Source organism: Bacillus sp. N6, assembly GCF_052805735.1.
On record NZ_CM127843.1, the window covers coordinates 2,909,695 to 2,932,404 of the forward strand.

20 protein-coding genes, 2 pseudogenes and 1 other annotated feature (1 of these 23 only partly in view) are annotated in these 22,710 nt (G+C 33.3%); of the genes and pseudogenes, 10 read left to right on the forward strand and 12 right to left on the reverse strand.

Features of this window, described 5'->3' with window-relative positions:
• Positions 1–85 (reverse strand) — a binding site (T-box leader) (it extends 126 nt beyond the left edge of the window).
• A gap of 340 nt (positions 86–425) precedes the next feature.
• Entirely contained in the window at positions 426–1,244 is an 819-nt protein-coding gene (proC, locus tag ACUXVC_RS15000; RefSeq protein ID WP_000360725.1) for a pyrroline-5-carboxylate reductase, read from the forward strand.
• Between the two features lie 179 nt (positions 1,245–1,423).
• Here the strand turns inward: proC and ACUXVC_RS15005 are convergent, their stop codons facing one another.
• The gene (locus tag ACUXVC_RS15005; RefSeq protein WP_140155489.1) at positions 1,424–3,088 is read right to left on the reverse strand and encodes a M20/M25/M40 family metallo-hydrolase; all 1,665 of its coding nucleotides are present in this window, start codon (positions 3,086–3,088) and stop codon (positions 1,424–1,426) included.
• Between the two features lie 52 nt (positions 3,089–3,140).
• Positions 3,141–3,890, reverse strand: a complete 750-nt coding sequence (locus ACUXVC_RS15010; protein WP_000250751.1) for an IclR family transcriptional regulator — start codon at positions 3,888–3,890, stop codon at positions 3,141–3,143.
• Positions 3,891–4,157: 267 nt separating this feature from the next.
• Here ACUXVC_RS15010 and ACUXVC_RS15015 point away from each other — a divergent pair, with 267 nt between their 5' ends.
• From ACUXVC_RS15015 to ACUXVC_RS15040, 6 genes and pseudogenes are all read left to right on the forward strand, one after another.
• Positions 4,158–5,582 (forward strand): amino acid permease, encoded by a 1,425-nt coding sequence (locus tag ACUXVC_RS15015; RefSeq protein WP_446025733.1) that lies wholly within the window; start codon positions 4,158–4,160, stop codon positions 5,580–5,582.
• A gap of 338 nt (positions 5,583–5,920) precedes the next feature.
• Positions 5,921–6,268: a VOC family protein gene (locus tag ACUXVC_RS15020; RefSeq protein WP_016081144.1), complete on the forward strand. Its 348-nt coding sequence runs from the start codon at positions 5,921–5,923 to the stop codon at positions 6,266–6,268.
• Positions 6,269–6,717: 449 nt separating this feature from the next.
• On the forward strand, positions 6,718–7,176 hold the full coding sequence (locus ACUXVC_RS15025; protein WP_141241136.1) for a VOC family protein: 459 nt from the start codon (positions 6,718–6,720) through the stop codon (positions 7,174–7,176).
• 366 nt (positions 7,177–7,542) lie between these two features.
• Positions 7,543–7,989 (forward strand): MarR family winged helix-turn-helix transcriptional regulator, encoded by a 447-nt coding sequence (locus ACUXVC_RS15030; RefSeq protein ID WP_095690649.1) that lies wholly within the window; start codon positions 7,543–7,545, stop codon positions 7,987–7,989.
• Between the two features lie 32 nt (positions 7,990–8,021).
• Positions 8,022–8,966, forward strand: a complete 945-nt coding sequence (locus ACUXVC_RS15035; protein ID WP_144465304.1) for an acetyl-CoA carboxylase carboxyltransferase subunit alpha — start codon at positions 8,022–8,024, stop codon at positions 8,964–8,966.
• A gap of 148 nt (positions 8,967–9,114) precedes the next feature.
• Positions 9,115–9,402 (forward strand): annotated as a pseudogene (locus ACUXVC_RS15040) (IS4 family transposase); the annotation flags it as partial.
• Between the two features lie 289 nt (positions 9,403–9,691).
• Here ACUXVC_RS15040 and ACUXVC_RS15045 read toward each other — a convergent pair.
• The 4 genes from ACUXVC_RS15045 to ACUXVC_RS15060 all read right to left on the reverse strand — a co-directional run bounded on the left by ACUXVC_RS15045 (position 9,692) and on the right by ACUXVC_RS15060 (position 16,822).
• Complete coding sequence (locus ACUXVC_RS15045) at positions 9,692–10,723, reverse strand: fatty acid desaturase (protein WP_000171496.1); 1,032 nt, start codon at positions 10,721–10,723, stop codon at positions 9,692–9,694.
• Positions 10,724–11,030: 307 nt separating this feature from the next.
• The gene (locus ACUXVC_RS15050; RefSeq protein ID WP_000727446.1) at positions 11,031–13,418 is read right to left on the reverse strand and encodes an immune inhibitor A domain-containing protein; all 2,388 of its coding nucleotides are present in this window, start codon (positions 13,416–13,418) and stop codon (positions 11,031–11,033) included.
• A 288-nt stretch (positions 13,419–13,706) separates the two neighbouring features.
• Positions 13,707–14,537: a VanW family protein gene (locus ACUXVC_RS15055; RefSeq protein WP_088022222.1), complete on the reverse strand. Its 831-nt coding sequence runs from the start codon at positions 14,535–14,537 to the stop codon at positions 13,707–13,709.
• Positions 14,538–15,148: 611 nt separating this feature from the next.
• A complete protein-coding gene (locus ACUXVC_RS15060; protein ID WP_144465305.1) occupies positions 15,149–16,822 on the reverse strand; it encodes an alkaline phosphatase in 1,674 nt (557 codons plus the stop codon).
• Positions 16,823–17,119: 297 nt separating this feature from the next.
• Between ACUXVC_RS15060 and ACUXVC_RS15065 the strand changes: the two genes are divergently transcribed.
• Entirely contained in the window at positions 17,120–17,602 is a 483-nt protein-coding gene (locus ACUXVC_RS15065; protein WP_053564140.1) for a DUF2975 domain-containing protein, read from the forward strand.
• 10 nt (positions 17,603–17,612) lie between these two features.
• A complete protein-coding gene (locus tag ACUXVC_RS15070) occupies positions 17,613–17,828 on the forward strand; it encodes a helix-turn-helix domain-containing protein (protein WP_000974619.1) in 216 nt (71 codons plus the stop codon).
• A gap of 146 nt (positions 17,829–17,974) precedes the next feature.
• Here ACUXVC_RS15070 and ACUXVC_RS15075 read toward each other — a convergent pair whose 3' ends face one another.
• From ACUXVC_RS15075 to ACUXVC_RS15095, 5 genes and pseudogenes are all read right to left on the reverse strand, one after another.
• On the reverse strand, positions 17,975–18,823 hold the full coding sequence (locus ACUXVC_RS15075) for a PRK06761 family protein (RefSeq protein WP_050844076.1): 849 nt from the start codon (positions 18,821–18,823) through the stop codon (positions 17,975–17,977).
• Between the two features lie 313 nt (positions 18,824–19,136).
• Positions 19,137–19,715, reverse strand: a pseudogene (locus tag ACUXVC_RS15080) (HAD-IA family hydrolase).
• A 23-nt stretch (positions 19,716–19,738) separates the two neighbouring features.
• Entirely contained in the window at positions 19,739–20,320 is a 582-nt protein-coding gene (locus tag ACUXVC_RS15085) for a kinase (protein WP_000106123.1), read from the reverse strand.
• A complete protein-coding gene (locus ACUXVC_RS15090) occupies positions 20,320–20,862 on the reverse strand; it encodes a GNAT family N-acetyltransferase (protein ID WP_000506654.1) in 543 nt (180 codons plus the stop codon). The genes ACUXVC_RS15085 and ACUXVC_RS15090 overlap by 1 nt, the downstream gene beginning before the upstream one ends.
• A gap of 14 nt (positions 20,863–20,876) precedes the next feature.
• Complete coding sequence (locus tag ACUXVC_RS15095) at positions 20,877–21,260, reverse strand: VOC family protein (protein WP_000364502.1); 384 nt, start codon at positions 21,258–21,260, stop codon at positions 20,877–20,879.
• Between the two features lie 281 nt (positions 21,261–21,541).
• On the opposite strand from ACUXVC_RS15095, the gene ACUXVC_RS15100 reads away from it, so the two are divergent.
• Positions 21,542–21,787 carry a hypothetical protein gene (locus ACUXVC_RS15100; protein WP_000433609.1) on the forward strand — a complete coding sequence of 82 codons (246 nt, stop codon included), beginning with the start codon at positions 21,542–21,544 and terminating at the stop codon, positions 21,785–21,787.
• A 386-nt stretch (positions 21,788–22,173) separates the two neighbouring features.
• On the opposite strand, the gene ACUXVC_RS15105 is transcribed toward ACUXVC_RS15100, so the two are convergent.
• Positions 22,174–22,710, reverse strand: coding sequence for a DUF2812 domain-containing protein (locus ACUXVC_RS15105; protein ID WP_088022737.1), 537 nt, complete (start codon positions 22,708–22,710; stop codon positions 22,174–22,176).

A 22,710-nucleotide genomic window follows, 5' to 3' on the forward strand; every position in this document is an offset into this window, starting at 1 on the left:
ATTCTATACGAGGAATCTTTCAGCCGGTGAATTCCACTCTCTTTCGCAAGAAGACATATGTACTAATTCCCTTCAACGATTTTCGATCTAATTTTTTTATATTATGCGATATAGTTCGATTCGGTGTCAAGAGGTATTTTTAAAAATAAATAGAGCCACAAGTTACTTGTATGAAATTATTGCCCTACTGAATGAAAATACAAATTGATATAAGTTTAACTCATATTCATAAACATAAAACCTTAAATTATAGTGTATATATTTACATAATGTCGAATATAATTAATTTTTATCTTTTAGTGTTGCAAAAAGGAATATATTCTCTTAGAATGTTTCTTTATATTGCACAGGGATGTTATTCTTATTCTAAGAAAATAATATCAAACCGATATAATTGATTATAAAAGGAGCAAGATTGAGTTATTATGGATAAACAAATTGGATTCATCGGTTGCGGAAATATGGGAATGGCTATGATTGGCGGAATGATAAACAAAAATATAGTGTCTTCAAATCAAATTATTTGTTCAGATTTAAACACTGCTAATTTAAAAAATGCTAGTGAAAAATATGGGCTAACTACAACTACCGACAACAATGAAGTAGCTAAAAATGCTGATATTTTAATTTTATCAATCAAACCAGACCTATACGCGTCAATAATTAATGAAATAAAAGAAGTAATCAAAAACGATGCTATCATCGTTACGATCGCTGCTGGGAAAAGTATTGAAAGTACTGAAAATGCATTTAATAAAAAAGTAAAGGTTGTAAGGGTAATGCCTAATACTCCTGCTCTTGTTGGAGAAGGAATGTCTGCATTATGCCCGAATGAAATGGTGACAGAAAAAGATTTAGAAGATGTACTAAACATTTTCAATAGTTTTGGTCAAACAGAGATCGTAAGTGAAAAATTAATGGATGTTGTCACATCCGTAAGTGGTTCTTCACCAGCTTATGTATATATGATTATAGAAGCGATGGCAGATGCTGCTGTACTAGATGGTATGCCAAGAAATCAAGCATATAAATTCGCTGCTCAAGCTGTGTTAGGCTCTGCAAAAATGGTACTAGAAACAGGAATACATCCAGGTGAATTGAAAGATATGGTTTGTTCTCCTGGTGGAACGACAATAGAAGCTGTAGCAACATTAGAGGAAAAAGGATTACGAACAGCGATTATTTCAGCTATGCAACGTTGTACGCAAAAGTCTGTTGAACTATCTGGTCAAACTAAAAAATAAAACTATAAAAGAGATTACGTTAGCTATGAATTCACATAATTTTAATTAAAAATTCACTACATGATAAACGGCCAAACTCATATAAAATTGAGCTTGGCCGTTCCGCTTTTTAATTATATTAAAATAATTTAATTCAAATCTTCTTTAAAGGTTCTATTTTATCCCTTACCTATTCCCTACTATGATTGTGTAATTTTATTAGAAACTAATAATTTTTCAATGCATTTCGGTAACATATCTATTAGTGTTTCAAATGCGTAGTTTACATCTAGACGTTCTGTCCATTGATGTGCATCTTTTCCTACCGGCCCCATATTTAATACTGGAACATCAAACTCTTCTAATTCCTGAAGCGGAATTGAATAACCTTTATCCCATAATGGCATATTGTCTACAAGCGAACTCATTGAATCCAGTGGATACTGCAAGCCTACATAGCTTAAATCTGAAATCCCCCCAAAATAATTTTGGTTTTCAAATGTAATCTTATGATTGTAGTGTGCATACTTTTCCATTTCTACAACTACCTCTTTTATTAAAGGATTGTTGCGTGAACTCACAGCTGGATAGTACGGCGGAGCGAAGAAAAGTACAATCATCGGTGCCTTTTCTTTACATAAAATCGCTAATTTATCTACTAAATCAATCGTTACCGCACGATCATCTTTATCTTCTCTATTTTTTATAATATTAGATTGAATATGATTTATTTTTTCTTGTCCATGTTGCTCAATTGCATATGTGATAAGCTCTTCATAAGTTAATACATTTACTTTGAGATTAGGTGGTATAAATGGATTATATTTAGAAAAACGATATGCATGTTTTTCATACGACTCTTCTATTTTCTCTGCTACTTTCGTTACTTTTTGACGTAACAATGAAACTACATCTGTCATTGATTTTTCTAATAAAAACAAATTAAATAATGTAACTGCACGATGCGGAATTTGTACAGAATAATCCTCTTTTAAGTCCCTTTGAAGTAAGTTAGTTGGCGGAGGACTCGCTTCCCCTTCTACAATGTCACAAAGGTCTGTGTTTAACTCTAATTCTGCTGTTATTAATGAAGCCATATAACTCCCATTTAAGCCTGCAAAAGGTTCACCTACATGTGTCTCTTTTCCATAGCAAAGAAAACCAGGTAATACTTTACCAATAGAGCCAGTGTAAATATACTTATTTTGGTCACCAGGATGTCTTGAAAACATAGGCTCTGAGTTTAAGACCGTTTTATAATCTAAGTTATGCTCTCTAGCTAAATCTAACAGTCTTGGAACAGCGGCCCTCATCCCTACAGAATTCACTTCTTCATCTGGTACAGCCAATAAAAGAACATTCCCATCGAATCTTCCTTCACATGCTTGTTCAATCATTGCCATTTGTAATGCGAGGCCGCATTTCATATCCATTGTTCCTCTACCAAACAGCCATTCCCCATGTTCTATATCTTCACGTACATGGTCTGGAAGTTCATCTTTATGAGAATAAAACATAGATGTTAACTTTTTAGGATTAAATGCATCTTCTTTCCACACTCCGTAATCTTGTACATCTACAACATCAAAGTGACTTACTAGAATTACAGTATTTTTTGTACTATCGCTTTTCTTTACTAGTGCTGTAACAAAATATCGTCCGTCCCCTGTCGGATTTTTTTGTAAATGATGCGGGTTTTCTTTGAAGTACTGTAAATCAGATAACTGTTCCACAACAAAGTCTGGCAATATTACTTCAGCTTCTGAACCGGTAATACTAGGAATTTCAACAAGACCGCTTAATAATTGAATCAATTGTTCTTTTGATTGCCACTTTGACATATAAATCCCCCTATTTTTCCGCATTATGAAAACTAATTCCATTATATGAATAAAAAAATGACGACAGCTATCAAAATTATAGTTCTGATGTACTGCCGATTTTTATTGATATTTCATGAGCCGCTTGTTTTACCTTGCTAATAAGAAAAGATAGTCGATCATCATTAATACGATGACTAATTAACCCAACACTTAATGCTCCTACTACTTTATGATTAAATCCGATAATAGGTGCAGCTACTGAAGCTGTCCCTTCTGTTTTTTCACCATAACTGACAGCATATCCTTCATTTTTTATTTGCTTTATTTGATTAAGAAGAATTTGCTTTTGTTCTGGTAATGAAGAAAGTAAATTTTCTACAATATGTTCCATTTCATTCGTTTTCATATTGGCAAGCATCGTTTTATTTGCGGCACCAATTGAAAGTGGAATTTGTTCCCCTAGATTATCGATAACTCGAATTTTTAAAGGACTATCAATTCTTTCAATGATAATAGAATGTGTTCCGTTTGGAATATTTAAATAGACACTTTCCTCCACTTCAGCAGCTAAACGTTTCATCACTTCTCTTGCAACAGATCTGTAGTCTACCTTCTCCAATTGACGTAACCCTATTTCCATCCACATTGGTCCAATTTTGTACTGTTTTGTCTCTGAAATTTGTGTAACTAACCCATGCTCCATTAAAGAGTTAAGTAATCTATGTACTGTACTAACCGGGAGATGTGTTCCATCAGCTATATCAGAAATAGCCCAATACTCTTTTTCATTTGTAGAATTCAATAATTTAATAATACTTATCGCTCGATCAATGGACTGTACCATAACTCGCCTCAACTTTACTCGTAATATGTTAGTATGCTTAATTAACTATCAATTTAGCAAACATTCGAAATGAAATCAATCTATTTATTTAATTTTCTAACAATAAAAACATATCACTAACAAAGAATTGAAAACGCAAACAAAAAAATATTGACTTTTCTTTTTAATTATCTGAAAATTATAACAAGATTTCACATCACGGAATACATTCCATAATACGGAAAAACATCAAACTTTATTCTATCACCTATGAAAGTGAGGAAAACAATGGCGCAAGTAAGCAATACAAACAATGAATTAAAACGGACGATGAAAAGTAGACACTTATTCATGATTGCACTCGGTGGTGTGATTGGAACGGGGTTATTTAACGGATCTGGCTTTATTATAAGTCAAGCTGGACCTGGCGGATCCGTACTTGCCTTTATGGCCGGTGGATTATTAATGTATTTCGTTATGCTATGTCTTGGTGAACTTGCTGTAGCCATGCCTGTTTCAGGTTCTTTCCAAGAATATGCCACTAAGTTCATCAATCCTGCAACTGGCTTTACAATCGGATGGTTGTATTGGTTAAGCTGGGCGAATACGACCGGTCTTGAATTTACAACTGCCGGCATTACAATGCAGCGCTGGTTTCCTGATATTCCTGTTTGGTTTTGGTGTTTAATATTTGGCGTTACAATCTTCACTATTAACGCATTATCTGCTCGTAGTTATGCAGAAACAGAATTTTGGTTTTCAAGTATAAAAGTATCTGCCATTATCGCTTTCATTATTCTTGGCGGCGCCGCTATGTTCGGTTTTATTGATTTAAAAGGTGACGAACCCGCTCCGCTATTATCAAATTTCGTAAATCATGGTGGTTTATTCCCAAATGGACTTGCCGCTATTCTTTTAACAATGGTTACAGTCAACTATTCCTTCCAAGGTACAGAACTTGTTGGAATCGCAGCAGGTGAAAGTGAAGATCCAGCAAAAACTTTACCTCGTTCTATTAGAAATATTATATGGCGCACAATGTTTTTCTTCGTCTTAGCAATCTTTGTTCTTGTTGCTTTAATTCCTTGGGAAGAAGCTGGATTAACAAAGAGCCCATTCGTTGCTGTTTTTGATAATATCGGTATTCCATATGCAGCTGATATTATGAACTTTGTTATTCTTACTGCTGTTCTTTCTGTTGCAAACTCAGGACTATACGCTGCTACTCGAATGCTTTGGTCTTTATCAAAAAACGAAATGGCTCCAGCCTTTTTAAAGAAATTATCATCACGTGGGATTCCTCTCAACGCTTTAATCATGACGATAGCTATTTCTGCTTTTTCTCTTTTGACAAGCGTAGTAGCTGCTGAAACGGTTTACTTATGGCTCATTTCAATTTCCGGAGTCATTACCATTATTGTTTGGATGTCAATTTGTGTTTCTCAATTCTTTTTCCGCAAACATTATTTAGCAGACGGTGGAAAATTAGAAGACTTAAAATTTAAAACACCACTTTATCCACTCGTACCAATTCTTGGTTTTGGATTGTATGGCATTATATTAATCAGTCTTATTTTTATCCCAGAACAACGACTTGGAATCTATTGCACTGTACCATTTATCATCTTTTGCTATACCTACTATCACTTTAAAGTTAAGAAAAGAATATCTACTAACACTCATAGTGAAAGTAAAATTAGCGAGACTTCGTAATATTTGACGATACATAAAAGACCACACGTGGCGTTTCACTTCATGTGTGGTCTTTTATCGTTCCTTCTCTCATTTCCCCCTACTATTGAAAGAATTATTTATAACACTTTAAGTTCTGGATTGCTCAGGTGAACTTTTGGTTGAAAAATGAGCATTTCTATACCTTTCCCAAAATTTCAAGTTCTGCTAATGATGTTGTAGAAAGTGTTAATGTAGTAAATACTATAATACTAGCAATTACTATTTTTACTATTCATAAGTTGATGATTCTGCTTACTATTACTGTTTTGTTTTGATATATTTAATATATATTTAAAGACAGACAGGAGTTAGATACGATGATAAAAGGTTTTGGAGGAATATTTTGGAGAACTAAGAATCTTGATGTTATAAAAAAATGGTACAGTGAAGTGTTGAAACTTGATATAGAAGATTGGAATGGAACTGTGATTAAACCCCAGTTAGGAAATGAGACCATCTTTTCTTTCTTTACAGAGAATGACAATTATTTTCCAAAAGAACAACAAGTGATGTTAAATTTCGAAGTACATAATCTAAACGAGACTATAAAGCATCTTGAGAATATTGGTGTACCTCTTGAGAAGAAAGAAGAAATCAGTGAATTTGGAAAGTTTATTTGGATTAAGGATCCTGAAGGTCGATTGATCGAACTTTGGGAGAAATAGTGGATTCTACTTATTTACTATTAAGTTAACAGCTGCGTTAATACATCAAGGTAAATAAAAAAGTCGATTCCTTTAACTCCACAGGAAATCGATTTTTTTGTGGAGTTAAACTTCTTAGCTTTGTAAATCCTCATTTTTCAAATTCTACCCTATGGCCACCAACTTAAAAACATAAAAAAACGCTATTCTTACGAAAAGAATAGCGTTTTTCATTATTTAAATATGATTTCATCTGAATTTAATAGATATATCCCCTCTCCTACAAAAGTAGTAGAGTGTTCATTTAAACACTTACTACTTCAGTGGGATTTATCACATTCCAATTTCAATATAATAGTAAATAGGTATATCGGATATAGATGTACATTACTAGGCTTATACATATTTCAACTTTAGAATTACATTCACTATTTAATTGGTAGTTACAAATAAAGAAAGGAATGATCATAATAATACAGAACATATACGAAACTCATTTACATGTAAGAAATTTAGAAAACGCAATAAATTTCTATCAAAACAAGCTAGGATTAACGTTAGCAAGAAAGTTCTCCAAAAGAAGAGTGGCTTTCTTTTGGGTCGGAGAAAATAAACAACAAATGCTTGGACTATGGGAAGTACAAAACATTGAAGACTTTGAGCCGAGACATTTTGCTTTTGGTGTAAATTTAGAGTTTTTAATGACTTCTAAAGCGTGGTTAGAGGAACGTGGAATAGCAGTGATAGGAAGTCAAGGAAAAGGAAATCAAAAGCCAATTGTCCAAAGGTGGATGCCTGCTGCAAGTGTATACTTTCTAGATTGTGATGGAAATAAATTAGAATTCATTTCTATGTTACATGAGAATCCAGATGAATTAGAATATGCGTCCTATTTAAGTGTATGGAATGAGGAACACCAAGAAAAATGAATGGAATTTCCGTTCAAGTCTTTTCTTATTTTTGGATATAATGTTGTACGATTCCCATGCCCATCAACTTAAGAATTTAGAATTCCCCCCCCAAAAACGAAATTTCGTCACAAGTTGTCACAAAATTTCGTTTTTGGGGGTAGTTTTATTTTCTTAGCTTGATTTCGATGAGCGGTACCCCATAAAGGCCCCTGATACATAATTGATGTTCTGCTATTTGTAGAAAACAATCCACTTATACCATTTTAACAAGAAGAAATATCTCGTCCATGTTGTAATATTGGCTTACGTTAAGCTTGTGAAAAAATCATATTCATGTATAATACAATTGATGTATGATACAATAGTTGTAGGAGGGTGACCTTTTTGAAAAGAGAAGATGCCTTAAAACTAAGAAAAGATATTAAGAAAATGATTATAATAACTGGGGTTTTTGAATCTCAAAAATTGCCCAATGGACCATTTGAAAAACCTTTACCAACTTCTCAAATGATGGCATTAGAAGAACTAGAGGTGGAAAAATTAACTGTTTGGCAACTATCCAATAAACTTAGATTAGAGACTTCAACTGTAAGTAGATTGGTAGATAAGTTAGTAAAAAAGGGGCTTATTTATCGTGAAGTAAATGAAAAAAATAGAAGAGAACTTTTTCTGCACCTCACAGAAAAAGGTCACATAACTGTTAATTGCTTAAGAGAGCAATCCATTACATTTTATCAAAGTATTCTCAATAATTTATCAGAATCAGAACAAAAAATAGTTGTGGATGGTTTTGAATTATTTATTGATTCTATTTCTAAGCCTTTTGATTAGAGTGAGGTAAATCATAACATTTGGAGGATAAAATGAGTTTGCATTTTGAACGTCCTATTATTGAATTAAAAGAGAAATTTGATGAATTAAAGAAAATTATGAAAGAAAATAATGTAGATTTATCGTCAGAAATTCATGAATTAGAAAAACGTTTAAATAAAATGCAAGATAAAATTTATTCTAATATTACACCTTTTCAACGAGTTCAAATTGCAAGGCTACGTAATCGACCCACGACATTGGACTATATACCTTTATTGTTTACAAACTTTCTCGAACTTCATGGTGATCGATTATATGGTGATGATAAAGCAATGATAGGTGGTATTGCAAAATTTAAAGGAATGCCCGTTACGGTTATTGGTCATCAAAGAGGTAGAAATACAAAGGAAAGTATAGAAAGAAATTTTGGAATGGCACATCCAGAAGGTTATAGAAAAGCGCTAAGACTTATGAAACAAGCTGATAAATTTAATCGCCCTATTATTACATTTATTGATACAATAGGCGCCTATCCAGGGATAGGGTCTGAAGAACGTGGAATTTCTGAAGCGATAGCTCGGAATCTATTTGAAATGGCTACACTTAAAGTGCCAATTGTTTGTATTGTAATTGGAGAGGCATCAAGTGGTGGGGCTCTTGGCATTAGTGTCGGTAACCATATCCATATGTTAGAGTATTCATGGTACTCGGTAATTTCGCCAGAAGGAGCAGCATCTATCCTATGGAAGGACGCTAAGTATGCTCCAGAAGCTGCTGAACATATGAAAATTTCAGCAAAAGATTTAAAACATTTAGGAATTATTGATGAAATCATTCCTGAAATTAAAGGTGGAGCACAAAATGATATACAATCACAGGCAAAAATGATTGAATCTGTAATCGAATCATCTCTAAAAAAATTGATAATATTATCCTCGGAAGAGCTTATACAACAGCGATATGAAAAGTATAGACAAATAGAGAATTATAAATGAAAGTATTTAAAGTCCGTATTACATTTCGGAGGATTATCGCAAAAAAAATTCTAAATATTTTTGCAAGTAACCTCTTAAACTGGGATATGCTGATACTATCATTCTACAAAAGATGTGTGATCGGTATGGAAAAGGATAATTTGTTCTAATGGATCAACGTGGTGTGTACTATATACCGCGACTCAAATTAAACAATAGGATATATGTCAAAAATGAATTTCCTGAATACTTTCGAAACGGAACAATAAAAAAACAATATCAGTACATCAAAGTTGATTTAGAGCACATCATGGATACCTTAAAATCAGGACAGTCCTATGAAATAAAAGAAGCTTATATTGGAAAGGATAAAAAACTATTCACTCGGGTGATTATGTATCGATTTACAGAAAAACAACTTCGTGAGCGTATGAAAAAACAAGTGTACACAGAAAGTACACTTTGTTTTCATTTTTAAGTTGATAGGCATGTGTACCCCCCTTTTTGCTATTAATTTTCGTCGGATTTATGAACAATTATCATAACGGAAAATTCATGACAACTCCATTTGTTAACATAATGTATTTACTGTCAACTTACATTTGTACTTACATACAAGCAATTTTCTAATCTGCTTCAATTATAATTTGAATCATTTAATTTTTCTTCTTATCTGGCATCTACTCTTTAAACAAAAACTCCCCTTAAATCGAAAATGATTAAGGGGAGTTTTATATACGATGCAATTATAGTTCAGATTTCACTCGAACAGAAACATTATTTTTAATTATATTTTTGACATCTTTAAAGCTAACAAAATTGTTACTTTTCTCATCCCAAAGACGGAAACGTAGTGATTGTAAGCTTGTAGCAAGCGTAATCGTTGGTACATTTTTTAACGGAAGCGTATTATTGTGTGCCTCTTCTAGTTTATAGTTAGGTACTCTTGGGCTTAAATGGTGAACATGATGGAATCCAATATTACCAGTTAAGAATTGCAAAATTTTAGGAAGCTTATAAAAAGAACTTCCTTCCACTGCCGCTTTCACATATTCCCAATCTTTATCCTCTTCAAAATAAGAATCCTCAAATGTGTGCTGTACGTAAAACAACCAAATACCTATTGAACCTGCTATTAAAAATATAGAACCATGTACTAAAAGAAACGATTGCCATCCAATTGCCCAGCAAAGCATTCCTATAATAGCAACGATTAAAATATTCGTTAAATAAGTGTTCATACGTTCTTTTTTTCTAGCACCTTTTCGGTTAAATCTATTTTTAAGCAGGAAAACATAAATCGGGCCTAACCCAAACATAACGAATGGATTGCGATATAAACGATATGCTAAACGAAGTCTAAATGGTGCTGCTACATATTCATCTACTGTAAGCGTCCAAATATCTCCTGTACCCCTTTTATCCAAATTACCACTCGTAGCGTGGTGAATAGAATGCTCATGCCCCCACTGATCAAATGGGAATAATGTTAAAACACCCATACACGTTCCAACTATTCTATTTGCACGTCGACTTTTAAAAAACGAATAATGGGTGCAATCATGAAAAATAATGAAAATCCTTGTCATAAATCCAGCGGCTAACAATGCTGGAACTAATGTTAACCAATAAGAAACTGACAAACTTTTATAAGCAAGGTACCATAAAATAATAAATGGCACGATTGTGTTGATCAGTTGCCAAACACTTTTTTTAATCGTTGATTTTTCAAAAGGAGCAACTTGTTTTTTTAAATTTTTAGTATTTTCTAAGGTCATTGTTCTAATTCCTTTCCTTTTTGTTGCTAATTCATATTATAGCACACTATTAGTATCAGGTGTTAAAAGTAGCTATAATAAATATTTTATACTATAAAAATCTCTTTTTTCTTACTCATTACTTACAAATTTCTTACGTCCAAAATAGCTTCTATAATTGGACAAACGGAGCATTATATATATCAAAGAAACTTCGAATTTTTCCAATAAGTACATAAAAAAACAGAGAGTTTTTTCACAAGAAGAAAAGAGCTACCATAAGTCAATTTCACCGACTTATGGCAGCTCCTCTTCTTTTCACCTTATTTTATCGATGAAGCCAAACTGCACCTGCAGACTTGTCTTCAGCTTGGCCTACCACTTCAAACTTCAGTCCTAATTTTGGTAACTTACGTCCTGCATCAGGAATAATGCTGTTGATGTATTGCTTAGAATCATCAAATTTCGCCACTCCTGGTAATCCTTTATAATCAAAGATACCGCGAGTTGGTGAATTTACTTTCCATGCTGGCGTTTGATCAAATGAGAATGCCGCATCGGCAATTTGATAACGCGTACTGCTCTTCACAGTAGGTTGTCCGTTTAATGTCCCTACAATTGCCTCTGGATGAGAATCTACAACTCCTAAGAACCCTTCACCTGGATGAACGCCTACCCAGTTATCTGTAAAGCTTTGATCCGCATACCATACAACCATTCCTGTATTAAATACTGGGCCACGTGCATGTTGTAACGCAGTGTCAGAACCAGCGTAATTTCTCCACTCTACATAGTAATTATGTTTTTTCTGTTCAAATCCGTTAGACACAGTAAAGCCTTTTAACGTCATTGCTGGCTGACCTTCTGCATCATCAGAGAAAACAACTTTTCCATCTACAGTTAAGGCTGCATTATCTAACGCAAATCCTTTATAAGCTACTGCAATATCTGTTAAGTACTCAAATTGCAGTTTTACTTTTTTTCCTTTGAATTGGCTTAAATCGTATGATTTATCAACCCATTTACCATCAGTTGTATCCGCGCCGCCTTTTACATCTTTTTCGCCCATTCTATCAATGCGTGTCTTCGTTCCATCTTCTGCAATCGCATATACGTCAAGGAAATCATACTTCGCTTCAAGTTCGTAAAATGCCTTATAATCGAACTTAGCATCCTTTGCATTTGTTAAGTCAAATACTGGCGTCTCAAGTGTTGTATGAATGTCATTTCCTTTTGTACTATAATAGAACTTCTTACCAAACGCCGATTCGATATTTTTTATATCTTTGTCCGGCAAGTTAACACGAACGATTCCAGGTCGTTTAGATTTTGTAGTACTTTGATCTACATATGTCGCAACACCGATGCCTTTGCTAAGTTTGTCATAATCTACTTCAAGGATATTCGCCCAATTCCCCTTCATATTCTTTTGGAAAAACTCTTTATTTTGTGGTGAGAAACTCGTTGGCTCTGTTCCTGCAATTTTTCCAGCCCAGCTACCACCACTCATAATAGACCATGACTCAACAGGTTCACCTTGTCCTGAGTACTTTGTATCATATTCATCTGGTAAGCCTAAATCATGGCCATACTCATGTGCAAACACACCAACCGCTCCGTCTTCAGGCTCGATTGTATAATCGTATGCAGCCATCTTTCCGCCCCAGTTCGAAACAGAAGATTTCGTGCCATCAATTGCATATGGTTTTGAACCGAGTTTTGAACGATGTGACCAAATCGCATCATCTTTCAATTTACCGCCGCCAGCTTCTTGACCAACGCCAGCATGTACAACCATTAAATGATCAATAATTCCATCTGGCTCATTTTTATTTCCATCACCATCTTGATCGTATTGATCAAATTGGTCATAGTCTGCTAAATTGATTCCTTTTGCTACCGCTGCTTTTAATGCTTCTTTCACAAAATCTTTTGGTCCTAAAGGCCCCTTGTTATCATGACCAGTACCCGCATCAGCACCATAATCTGATGCTTTTCCTGGAACAGTAAGCCATTCTGTTACAGTCCCATCAACTGTATAGCTACCACCAGATTGTTCTTCATAATATTGCTTAAATGTGTTAATCTTCGATCCATCAAATAAAGTGAATGGTTCATCACCAAATAACATTTTTTGATAATGTTCACGATTAAAGTCCTTAGAATACATGTATCCTGGCTCTTGATCAATATTGTTATGCTTAAAATCGCTAAATTCTACAAGTAAAACAAGTACTTTATCTTTTCGAACAGCTCCATTGTATTCTTCTTGCTTCGCTGATGTAGTAGGTACTTTTCCATTTAATTTCCCTGGATTTAATGCTGCACCTTGTCCAGCTACTGGGCCTACTTCAGGCTGCTGTGCCTGTTCATTTTCCTTCATTTTTGCATCTTTTACTTTTTTCATAAAATCAGAAGCTTCTTGTGTAAGACTATCTCCTGTTAAGATTTCTTTCCCAGGGTTTTCCCCTTTCTTTTTCTCAACATATTTTTCGACAGCTTTTGACGTCTCAGCTTGTGATGCAGATTGATCAATTACCCCCCGTTGTTTTAGCGCTTCTGCCAAACGCTCCTCCGGTATTAAGTGCTCATCTATTGGTAGAGATGATGTTGGTGTCTCAGCATACGCTGCGTGACCTCCAAAAGCAAACGTACTACTTAGTACCGCTGCTGTTGTTAATACCGCTAATGGTTTTAATTTCTTTTTCTTTTTCAATGTATTTCCTCCCCAGTGTCTGCAAATTATCGTTTTTTGCCGATAACAACATAATATTCGTTATAATACGAATATTCAATCTTTTTCAACAAATAAAATGTTGAGAAATATTTTTTATGCAGAGTGAAATACAAAAGATAGAAAAACAAACAGGCTCTCCAATAAATAACAGTGAACTTTTATATGTTCTTAGTTACAATCAAAATCCAGTAAATCTGAGATTTATATTTTTTTAATAAAAATAAGAATTAAATATTTTCTATACTATTTAATCTATGGATTATCATATTACTCACTATTCTCATTATTACAAGCTAATAGTGGTTCATACATCATTATAGCGTGATTCTCCGTTACATATTGATCTTCTATTAACTGTTTCTGTTGATTATATACTTTACGTTGAATCACATTATGTCGTATATAACCGCCCCAGTATGCAGGTTGAATTGAGTGTTCTTTCTCATACACTTCATATTGATAAAGTTGCGGATAGACTGTTCTCCATTCACCAACTAAATGTTCATCTGTCATATAAAGGTGAAGTTGATACGGTTGGTCCGTTTCATTTTTAATTTGTAAATCCAAATAGTTATAGGAACAAGTCGCTCCACTCCCAAACGGTTGAGTTCGCCTCGAATCAGGAAAGACATCAAAGCTATGACGATATCGTTCTGTTACTGTCAGTGGTGTATGTAAAGTCATCCAATATATTAAATTCGAAAGCTGACAAAGACCTCCTCCAATACCTGTTTGAAAAGATCCGTAGTGTAATACCATACCTTCTACATATCCTTTTTTCCTCGTAGGCTTACCTATTAAACGCCAGTAAGAAAATGTTTCTCCTGGTCTAATGACGATACCATTTAGTTTTTTTACAGCAATTTTCAAATTAACAACCTTATTCTGTTGATACCACATATCTACATCTTTGAGCTTACGAAGTAATATCGTTCGGTGCTGAATTGCTGTACAAGGTAGCTTTTCTTGTTGGAGCCTTTTTGCATATGTTTTTCCGTCTACTAACCACTGAATGTATCTCTTTGTAGAGTAATACCACGTCCCTAGCATAATGCGATACTTAGACCGCTGTTTAGGACGTAAGTGCACTATATTCATTTTATTCCCTCTCTCTTTCTTCAACTAAATTCTAATATACCTCTAATTCAATGAACTACAGTTTTCTTAGCTGCATAATAATTTTCGTAAATAAAGTGAAACTTTAATCAGCCCTCACCAATCGGGCTTTTACAGGCAGCCCGATCCCCACCTAACTTCTTTGCTTTCGCTGAATTTTGAGGTGGGGGTCTTACTGCCCAGCAAATAGCGGGATAAAAAAGACGCAAAAAAATAATAAATTTACTCTAGTGGAGATTTTATTTTGATGATTGCTTTATAATTATATGAAACTGCGCTACAATACGATAAATTGAAATAAACATATTATAAATATAACGAATAATATTAAATAAAAAATAATGAAAATTAAAGAAATTCTAAAGTATTAATATATTTTTCATAAATATTAATTGATAATACATTAGACTTTACTATATGTATAAATTCTCTATTCTACAAAACGAAATTTTTTAATGTAAGAAAAAAATATAATTCCCCTTTCACATTTATACAAGTCTCATCTGGAAAACTTTCCAAAACAATCCGAACCCTTATATTTAGAATAAACACAAAAAAATTGCCACCAGTTAGCTTAACTGGTTGGCAATTTTTTAACGAGAATGCTTTACAAATAGTTGAATTGCTTCTTCTGGTACATAGCACTTTCCATTACTCTCTACAATAATACTTCCTAATTCATACCCTTTACCATTGATACGAATTATATTTTTGTTACCAAATAATTGTGCTTCTACTTTATTATGTTTTACTACGAGTAACGGGTTTGCTCCTTCGGTTTTGTCGGCTGTTACAGTTGCACCGATTTTCTTAAAGGCTTGTTCACTCTCTAAAAATATTTTATTCGTTACTTCTTCTAAGTTAAAGCCCATCGCTTTCGCCATCGTCTTCGCAATGTCTGTATTTTGGATTAAGCCTTCTGGTTTTTGAGGTCCATAAGAATGTAAAAATACATCCTCACCTGTATGTCCTCCTGTCGTAAAGCCAATATTTGCACGATTAGCCAATAATGTAGTAAGAATTCGTCCTACATCCATTTTCTTTTTTGCCGCTTTTAATTTTTCTTTTTCATCATGAGTTAGATTATCCAAACCGTATAGTTTAGCTACATCTTCTACATTTGATAAATCAGATTTCAGTTTATTTATAGTTCCTTCAAGTGTCATTTTCGCCTTTTTCAATGAATCAATGTATGCAGAAACCGGTGTAGTATTGTATCCTTTTGTCGTATTTCTATTCCCTATAGAGATACCGCTGTTACCATGATCAGTTAAAGCGATGAGCATCGTATCCCCATCTTTCTTCGCAAATTGTAACGCCTTTGCTACCGCTTCATCAAATGCCAATACATCACTAATCATCCCAATTGGATCATTAGCATGAGCTGCCCAATCAGGCTTACTACCTTCTACGAATAAAAAGAAACCATCTTTGTCTTTTGATAATGTTTGAATTGCTTTTTCTGTCATTTGAGAAAGTGTTGGTTGTTCTGGATTTGTTGCTATACGATCTATATCAAACGCAAGAGCATGATTTGAGAAAGAGCCCCAAATTTTATTAGATTTGGAGTTCAATAACGCATCTTTCGTTTCAACAAAATCGTATCCTTTGTCTTGAATCACCTTTACTAAATTTTCACCATCTTTTCGGACTCCATTACTTTTCATAGGTAGCAGCGCCGCTTTTCCCCCGCCTAATACGACATCTATATTTTGATATACTTGCTGCTTCGCAATTACGTCAAATTGCTTGCGATTGACATGGTGAGCCGAGAATCCCGCCGGAGTAGCATGCTGAATTTCAGATGTAGCAACAATTCCAGTTGCACGTCCAGTACGTTTTGCACCTTCCAATACGTTTGCGACCGGCCGTAACTTGTCCTCTTCTTTTATTGGCTTTAAGTTAGGTGAATTTACAATAGAAGGTAGTACGCCTACATATCCTGAATTCGATTTATTTCCAGTTGCTAATGCTGTTGCTGCTGGCGCTGAGTCTGTAATAGCTGATTCTGCAGAATATGTACGAACACCTCCTGTTACAATTTGATCTAACGTAAGCGGTGCCCCTTTATACCAGCGAGCCAATGTTGTCGCCGTTGAACTTGTTCCGTCCATAACCATCATAATTATATTTTTAGGCTGGTGTTCTACTTTTTTCACCTTAGCTTTGGCCGCATGATAATTCATCATACTTTCCGTACTTAATACGCTTACTATTATAGCTCCCACTAATAGTAACTTTTTCATCTTCACACCATAATTCAACATGATTGTTCCTCCATAAACTTTGCATTCATTTCAATACACCTTATTTCCTTTCTCATTCCACAACCTACATATGTTTTATTAGTTCCCAATTCTCATAAAGCTAACAATAGTTACTTTCTATTTCTTTCCTTAATTAAATATCGGTATGTGTCATCTATCTTATAAAAAAGATTTAGCATCCTTTTCATTAATTACTTGTTTAACAATAAATCCTCGATTAAAAGAAATAAAATTTTATTGTTTAACAATAAATTTCATGTTAAATTAATAAGATATTAAATAAATGAGGTGCTTTTTATGAAACAAGGATCCACACTCTTTTTAAAGACCGTTGTGATTCTGATCGGAATCCCCGTTCTTGCTATGTGCATTTTTTTAGTTCCTAAAATAGGAAACTTCGCCGCAGAATTATATCCGGATATTGCATATATTAAATACCTTGTATTTATCAATTTATACGCAACAGCAATACCTTATTACTTCGCTTTGTACCAAACATTTAAACTTTTAAACTATATTGATACAAACAACGCATTCTCTGAGTTATCTGTTAAAGCTTTAAAAAATATTAAGTACAGCGCATTGGCAATTAGTGTATTATATGTATTAGGTATGCCACTTTTCTATCTCGTGGCAGAGAGAGATGACGCCCCTGGCATTATTATTATCGGAATGATTATGATTTTTGCTTCAATGGTAATCGCGGTCTTTGCTGCCGTTCTCCAAAGACTATTAAAAGATGCTATAGATATAAAATCAGAAAATGATTTAACGGTCTGAGGTGAATAATATGGCAATTATTATTAATATTGATGTAATGTTAGCAAAAAGAAAAATGAGTGTAACAGAACTTTCAGAGAAGGTTGGAATTACAATGGCTAACCTTTCTATCTTGAAAAATGGAAAAGCAAAAGCAGTCCGTTTTTCAACTTTAGAAGCAATATGTAAAGCATTAGAATGCCAACCGGGGGATATTTTAGAATATCAACCTGAAGATACCGAATAAATAGAGTCCTTCATACGAGTAATGGGTTCAGTTTAGGAAGAGAAAAATGCTAATAAACATTAGAAATAACAAACTAAAACGCTCAGAAAATATTCTGAGCGTTTTTTATTTCCCTCTTCAACTAAAGCACCAGTTAGTGTAAAAAGCTATTTCACCATTTGTATGGCTAACTTATCTTTTAACATTGACCTATATGAGTCAATTTCATATTTTGTATTATTGATCGTTTCTTTTTTCATTTTTAACATATCGAATATTTCTAATTCTAAATTCCTTCTAGCTTCAAGAACTTTTATCGCTCCTTCTACACCTGAATGGTGATGTTCTTTCCCATAGCCTTGGTTAGTGTAATAGTCGATAATTCCTGTGGACCATTCTGGAGTTCTTTCTTTTAACGCCTTCCTAAATGAAAATTCAAGATTATCTTGTTCTACATACAATAACATTGGGTTTAAATTCTCTATGATTTTTGCAACTTTCATTACATAATTTATTATTTTTTCTTTTTGTTCACCATATTTAATCATCCCAATAGTTAATGGATTTTGTATGAAACAACATTCAAAGATATAAACCTTATTGTCTTCTAGAGCGATTTCAGCAAAGTCATTCCATTTGTCAGCAATTAATTCAACATTTTTATCGAATGGTAATTCGTATATATCATTTTTTAAAATAACGTTAAATAATTCGTCCGAAAACTGGTCACCAAACTCATTTTTCATCTTTCTGTATGGTAATAAATAATTGCTTCCTTTTTTTAGAACTTTCTTAAGGAGCACTTCTTTAAAATCTCCACTGTTAGATAATAATCTATTGAACTCAAATTTATTAAAACAAGATACACCATCATAGTCGGCTGGGTGGTTCAAATTTCCCTCTAAAAATAGTTCAACTTCAATTTTATTTTGGCTTAGAATTTCATTTATTAGCTTTGCAGTGGTTGATTTTCCAAATCCAGGTAACCCTTCTACTATTATTAGTTTTGTATTCATAGTTATAAACCCCTATCTTCAAAGTATTTAACCAAGATTAAAAAAATCACTTAATCCACTACAATCACCCCTTCTATATAGCTATGAGTTTATATTAGCATGAATAACCATAATTTGGTTATGATAAAAAGCAGATAAAACGGACACTATCACTTTATCTGTCAGTTTATTTCTATCTAACAACTAACCTGACTATTTCTTTACTAAAGATATACAATCATTCTTTAATCCACGGCAATTGGTATATAATAGCTCTAAAAAATAAAGACTGTACCTTTAAAATGAAAGATACAGTCTTTATTAATAACTTTTTTTATAAAGAAAACTCTCTATCACTCACTACCTTAAAAAACTCCGAGTAATGTGATAAAGAATAATCCGCTACATCACAATTACCTTGAAACATACATGTTGAAATACCTAATTCTTTTGCAGGTAATAAATCTAATTCTCTATCTCCAATAGCTAAATCAATATTGTATTTTTTATGCAGATGATTATAAGCTAAAGAGTTTGGCTTTCGAGGAAAGCCATCGTTAATTGTAACCATATCTACGAAGTATTTTTCCCAGCCGTAATATTTTAAAATGCCCATAACCCCTTCCCTATGTTTATGGGTCATAATCACATTTTTATTTGCAAATTTCAAAACCTCTTCGACACCTGCAAAAGGTTTCATATCTTTTGACGTGAATTTTCCCTTCAAAACTTTAATCTTTTCTTCCTGCTCGCATGAAATATTATAATACTAAATTGCATGAGAGTATGATATTTTTAAGTTTTTGTATATTTCTTGTTTTTCTACTGAATCACCTAATATTTCAGAAAACAACATTGTATATGCAGGATACGTATCAAATAACGTCCCATCAAAATCCCATAAAATATTCATTCTATTCACCTGCTATGTTCAAATCATTTAATGACTAAATCCGCCCTATCCCTCGGCGATTCCATTTCTAAGTAATAATCCTCTGCTTTCCAATACCTATTTTCAAACTTTGAAAGGTTTTTCTGTGTCTCCTCACTCTCACGTAGAAACCTTGTCTCTCTTGGACAGTCCAAATAGACCATATAATGAAAGAAATCTCTCCATTCTTTTCGCTGCAGAAAAACTCCTTCAATAACAATTACGCCTACAATAGGAATCTGCACTTTTTTCATTTCACATGAGTCTGTTTCCTCTTGATAAAAAGGCAAAGTTAATTTTGTCTCATGTTGTAACTTCTGAAAAAACTTCTGCCTCAAGTATGTAATATCCCACTGTAAACAATAATACTCATACCATTCTTCATGGTTTGTATAATAGCGTCGATTACGCTCTACTATATGATCATCAATATGGAAAATATGAAACGGAATGCCTTCTTGTTTCATATTTTCTTTTAAATTTGCTACGAATGTTGTTTTTCCTGAACGACTTAAACCATCTATACCTAAAATGAATCTATTTTCCCTATGATTCTTCATAATCGTTATAAGTTCGTTTGTACTCATTACTTCTTCCACTCTTCTTTTAATAAAGAATATAAAATGGTATCATGAGCAACTCCATTTTGAATCATATGTTTTCGAAGTAATCCTTCTTCTTGAAATCCTGCTTTTATTAACAACTTTTGAGAAGCTTTATTTTCTACATATACAACCGCTGCGATTCTTATCAGTTGCAGCATTTCAAATCCGTAAGCTAAAATCGCTTGTAATGCTTCCGATGCATATCCTTGTCCCCAATATGTATCATCTAATTCATAACCAATTTCAGCTCGTTTATGAATATTATTAATTAAATGAAATCCGCACGTTCCGATTAATTGGCCCGTCCCTTTTTTCTCGATTCCCCAGCGAAATACACTGCCCTCTTCATAACGATTGTTAAACGTTTGAATCGTTGTTTTCGCTTGCTCAATATTTTCAAAAGAATCCATTCCGAAATAACGTATAACTGATTCTTTCGAAAAATATTGGAACATCGTTTCTGCATCTAATAGTGTAAGTTCTCTTAAGAGTAAACGTTCTGTTTCTAGTTTTGGAAATCCCATCTCTCTTTCTCCCTCTATTCTAATGAACTGCAAATTTCAATATAATTTCCATCTGGATCAGCAATGTAAGCAATTGTTTGTCCCCACGGTTTTACAATAGGTTCAACTAAAATCTTGATTCCTTGTTCTCTAAATTGCTCAATCGTTTTTTGTACATTCTCAACAACGAATCCTAATTCAAAATGAGAAGACTGTAATTCACCTTCTGTAAGCGGTAGTCCTGTTAATTCTTTCACATCTTGCCGCGTATTCATCGCTAAAATGGTAGTTCCAGTATTAAATTCAATATATGTACCGTGCTCTGCTTTTATAGGTAACTGTAAAATATCTTTATAGAATTTTAAACATTCTTCAAACTTTTCTACATATAAAATGATGTACTTCATTTTCAAATCCATTTTACATCCCCCTTTATATCTATCCCTAAAATTTCGACAAAAGTCTCATAAAAACCTTGTTCTTTGTTGTAATGAGCAAAAAAAATGAGGCCGATTTCTCGGCCCCCCAGCTTATTGGCATAAAACAGGAGATTTGGTTTGGACATAACCAGTTCGTACTTTTATTATATTTTATTTTTTCTGAATTTTAAATACATTAAACACCTATTTATATTGAGAAAGTTTTTTGCTTGCATAAAATTAAAGATTTTAAGAAATGATACAAATGGAGGTGTATACATATGGAACCAATGCTATGTCCAAGCTGTAAAACGAACCGTACTCGCTTTAATATTCTTGAACAACAAGTAAAACCAGTCAAATTAAATCCACAAACTGGTCAAGTAGAAGAAGAATACACAAATGAAACGATGAATGCTTTTCATATGGCCTATCAAGGACCTACATACCGCGTCCAGTGTGCTGTATGCGGACTTGTTGAAAACCCAGAACAATTTATTAAACCTGCGCAAAATCAGTCTTTCTAACAATGTCATTACTATCCCTTTTAGAAATAGATTTTTTCTATAAGGGATTTTTTCGTTTAATACGGTAAAAAAAATGTATTTCTTCCTTATTGTATGTTAAACTTCGCACCCTTTTTTTAATATTCAAAAAAGGACAATACATCAAGCAATATTAATATTTAGGATTTTCGATTATTTTAACTAGTGGTTTATTATTAAGAATCATTTCTTATTCATTTATGATTTTTATTTGGTTATAAGGTTATAAATACTTAACTAGTAGTTCTACAACTTAATTGTATAGTTTTTATTATATAAAAAAGAGTGAACAAATTACGTTTATATAGAAACAAAAGAAGTTGATCCCGGTTTTACTCTCATCAACTTCTTTTAAACTCCACTTTTTATTATAATATTTCACTTTTTAATTTTTTGATTTTCCAAGAGAGTCTTATAAAGAAGTACATCCACATACACCCTGAAAGACCTGTCGTAACTTTCGCCCACATTGGCACTCTTGATTCCATCGGGCTTAAAAATAGGTTATACATTGATGGTAATATACTTGCTGATATAATAACAAGGAATAGCAATAATTCATTTAGTTTTTGTATCCTCGTCTCCTTTTCTGAGTAAATATCAGGCAATTCATTAACCTCTTCTACTTCTTTACAAAAATAATTCCATCTTGTGAAACTTGTTACGCGTTTCCAACCTGACATTTCGTATATTTCGAAATACTCTTGTTGTTGTTCTTTCGAATCTCTATAAACCAATCTAAAATCAGCTTTGTATATTACATCTTTTGGCTCAGTTTTTTGAAACGTATACATTAAATTATATTTTTGTAATGCCCAACCTTGCTGATGCATCTTTCGTAAAAAAGCTTCTTCTTTTTCTAAATTCCATGCCGTAAAAAACTTAAATACCCTTTTTGTCTCCAT

Coding starts and splice junctions, on each gene's coding strand:
- ACUXVC_RS15010 (WP_000250751.1), bottom strand. CDS start 3,890: ATGGTACAGTCCATTGATCGAGCGATAAGTATTATTAAATTATTGAAT.
- ACUXVC_RS15070 (WP_000974619.1), top strand. CDS start 17,613: ATGGCAATTATTATTAATATTGATGTAATGTTAGCAAAAAGAAAAATG.
- ACUXVC_RS15105 (WP_088022737.1), bottom strand. CDS start 22,710: ATGGAGACAAAAAGGGTATTTAAGTTTTTTACGGCATGGAATTTAGAA.
- ACUXVC_RS15085 (WP_000106123.1), bottom strand. CDS start 20,320: ATGAGTACAAACGAACTTATAACGATTATGAAGAATCATAGGGAAAAT.
- ACUXVC_RS15060 (WP_144465305.1), bottom strand. CDS start 16,822: ATGTTGAATTATGGTGTGAAGATGAAAAAGTTACTATTAGTGGGAGCT.
- ACUXVC_RS15035 (WP_144465304.1), top strand. CDS start 8,022: ATGAGTTTGCATTTTGAACGTCCTATTATTGAATTAAAAGAGAAATTT.
- ACUXVC_RS15095 (WP_000364502.1), bottom strand. CDS start 21,260: ATGGATTTGAAAATGAAGTACATCATTTTATATGTAGAAAAGTTTGAA.
- proC (WP_000360725.1), top strand. CDS start 426: ATGGATAAACAAATTGGATTCATCGGTTGCGGAAATATGGGAATGGCT.
- ACUXVC_RS15005 (WP_140155489.1), bottom strand. CDS start 3,088: ATGCGGAAAAATAGGGGGATTTATATGTCAAAGTGGCAATCAAAAGAA.
- ACUXVC_RS15075 (WP_050844076.1), bottom strand. CDS start 18,823: ATGAATACAAAACTAATAATAGTAGAAGGGTTACCTGGATTTGGAAAA.
- ACUXVC_RS15015 (WP_446025733.1), top strand. CDS start 4,158: ATGGCGCAAGTAAGCAATACAAACAATGAATTAAAACGGACGATGAAA.
- ACUXVC_RS15055 (WP_088022222.1), bottom strand. CDS start 14,537: ATGAATATAGTGCACTTACGTCCTAAACAGCGGTCTAAGTATCGCATT.
- ACUXVC_RS15065 (WP_053564140.1), top strand. CDS start 17,120: ATGAAACAAGGATCCACACTCTTTTTAAAGACCGTTGTGATTCTGATC.
- ACUXVC_RS15090 (WP_000506654.1), bottom strand. CDS start 20,862: ATGGGATTTCCAAAACTAGAAACAGAACGTTTACTCTTAAGAGAACTT.
- ACUXVC_RS15020 (WP_016081144.1), top strand. CDS start 5,921: ATGATAAAAGGTTTTGGAGGAATATTTTGGAGAACTAAGAATCTTGAT.
- ACUXVC_RS15100 (WP_000433609.1), top strand. CDS start 21,542: ATGGAACCAATGCTATGTCCAAGCTGTAAAACGAACCGTACTCGCTTT.
- ACUXVC_RS15045 (WP_000171496.1), bottom strand. CDS start 10,723: ATGACCTTAGAAAATACTAAAAATTTAAAAAAACAAGTTGCTCCTTTT.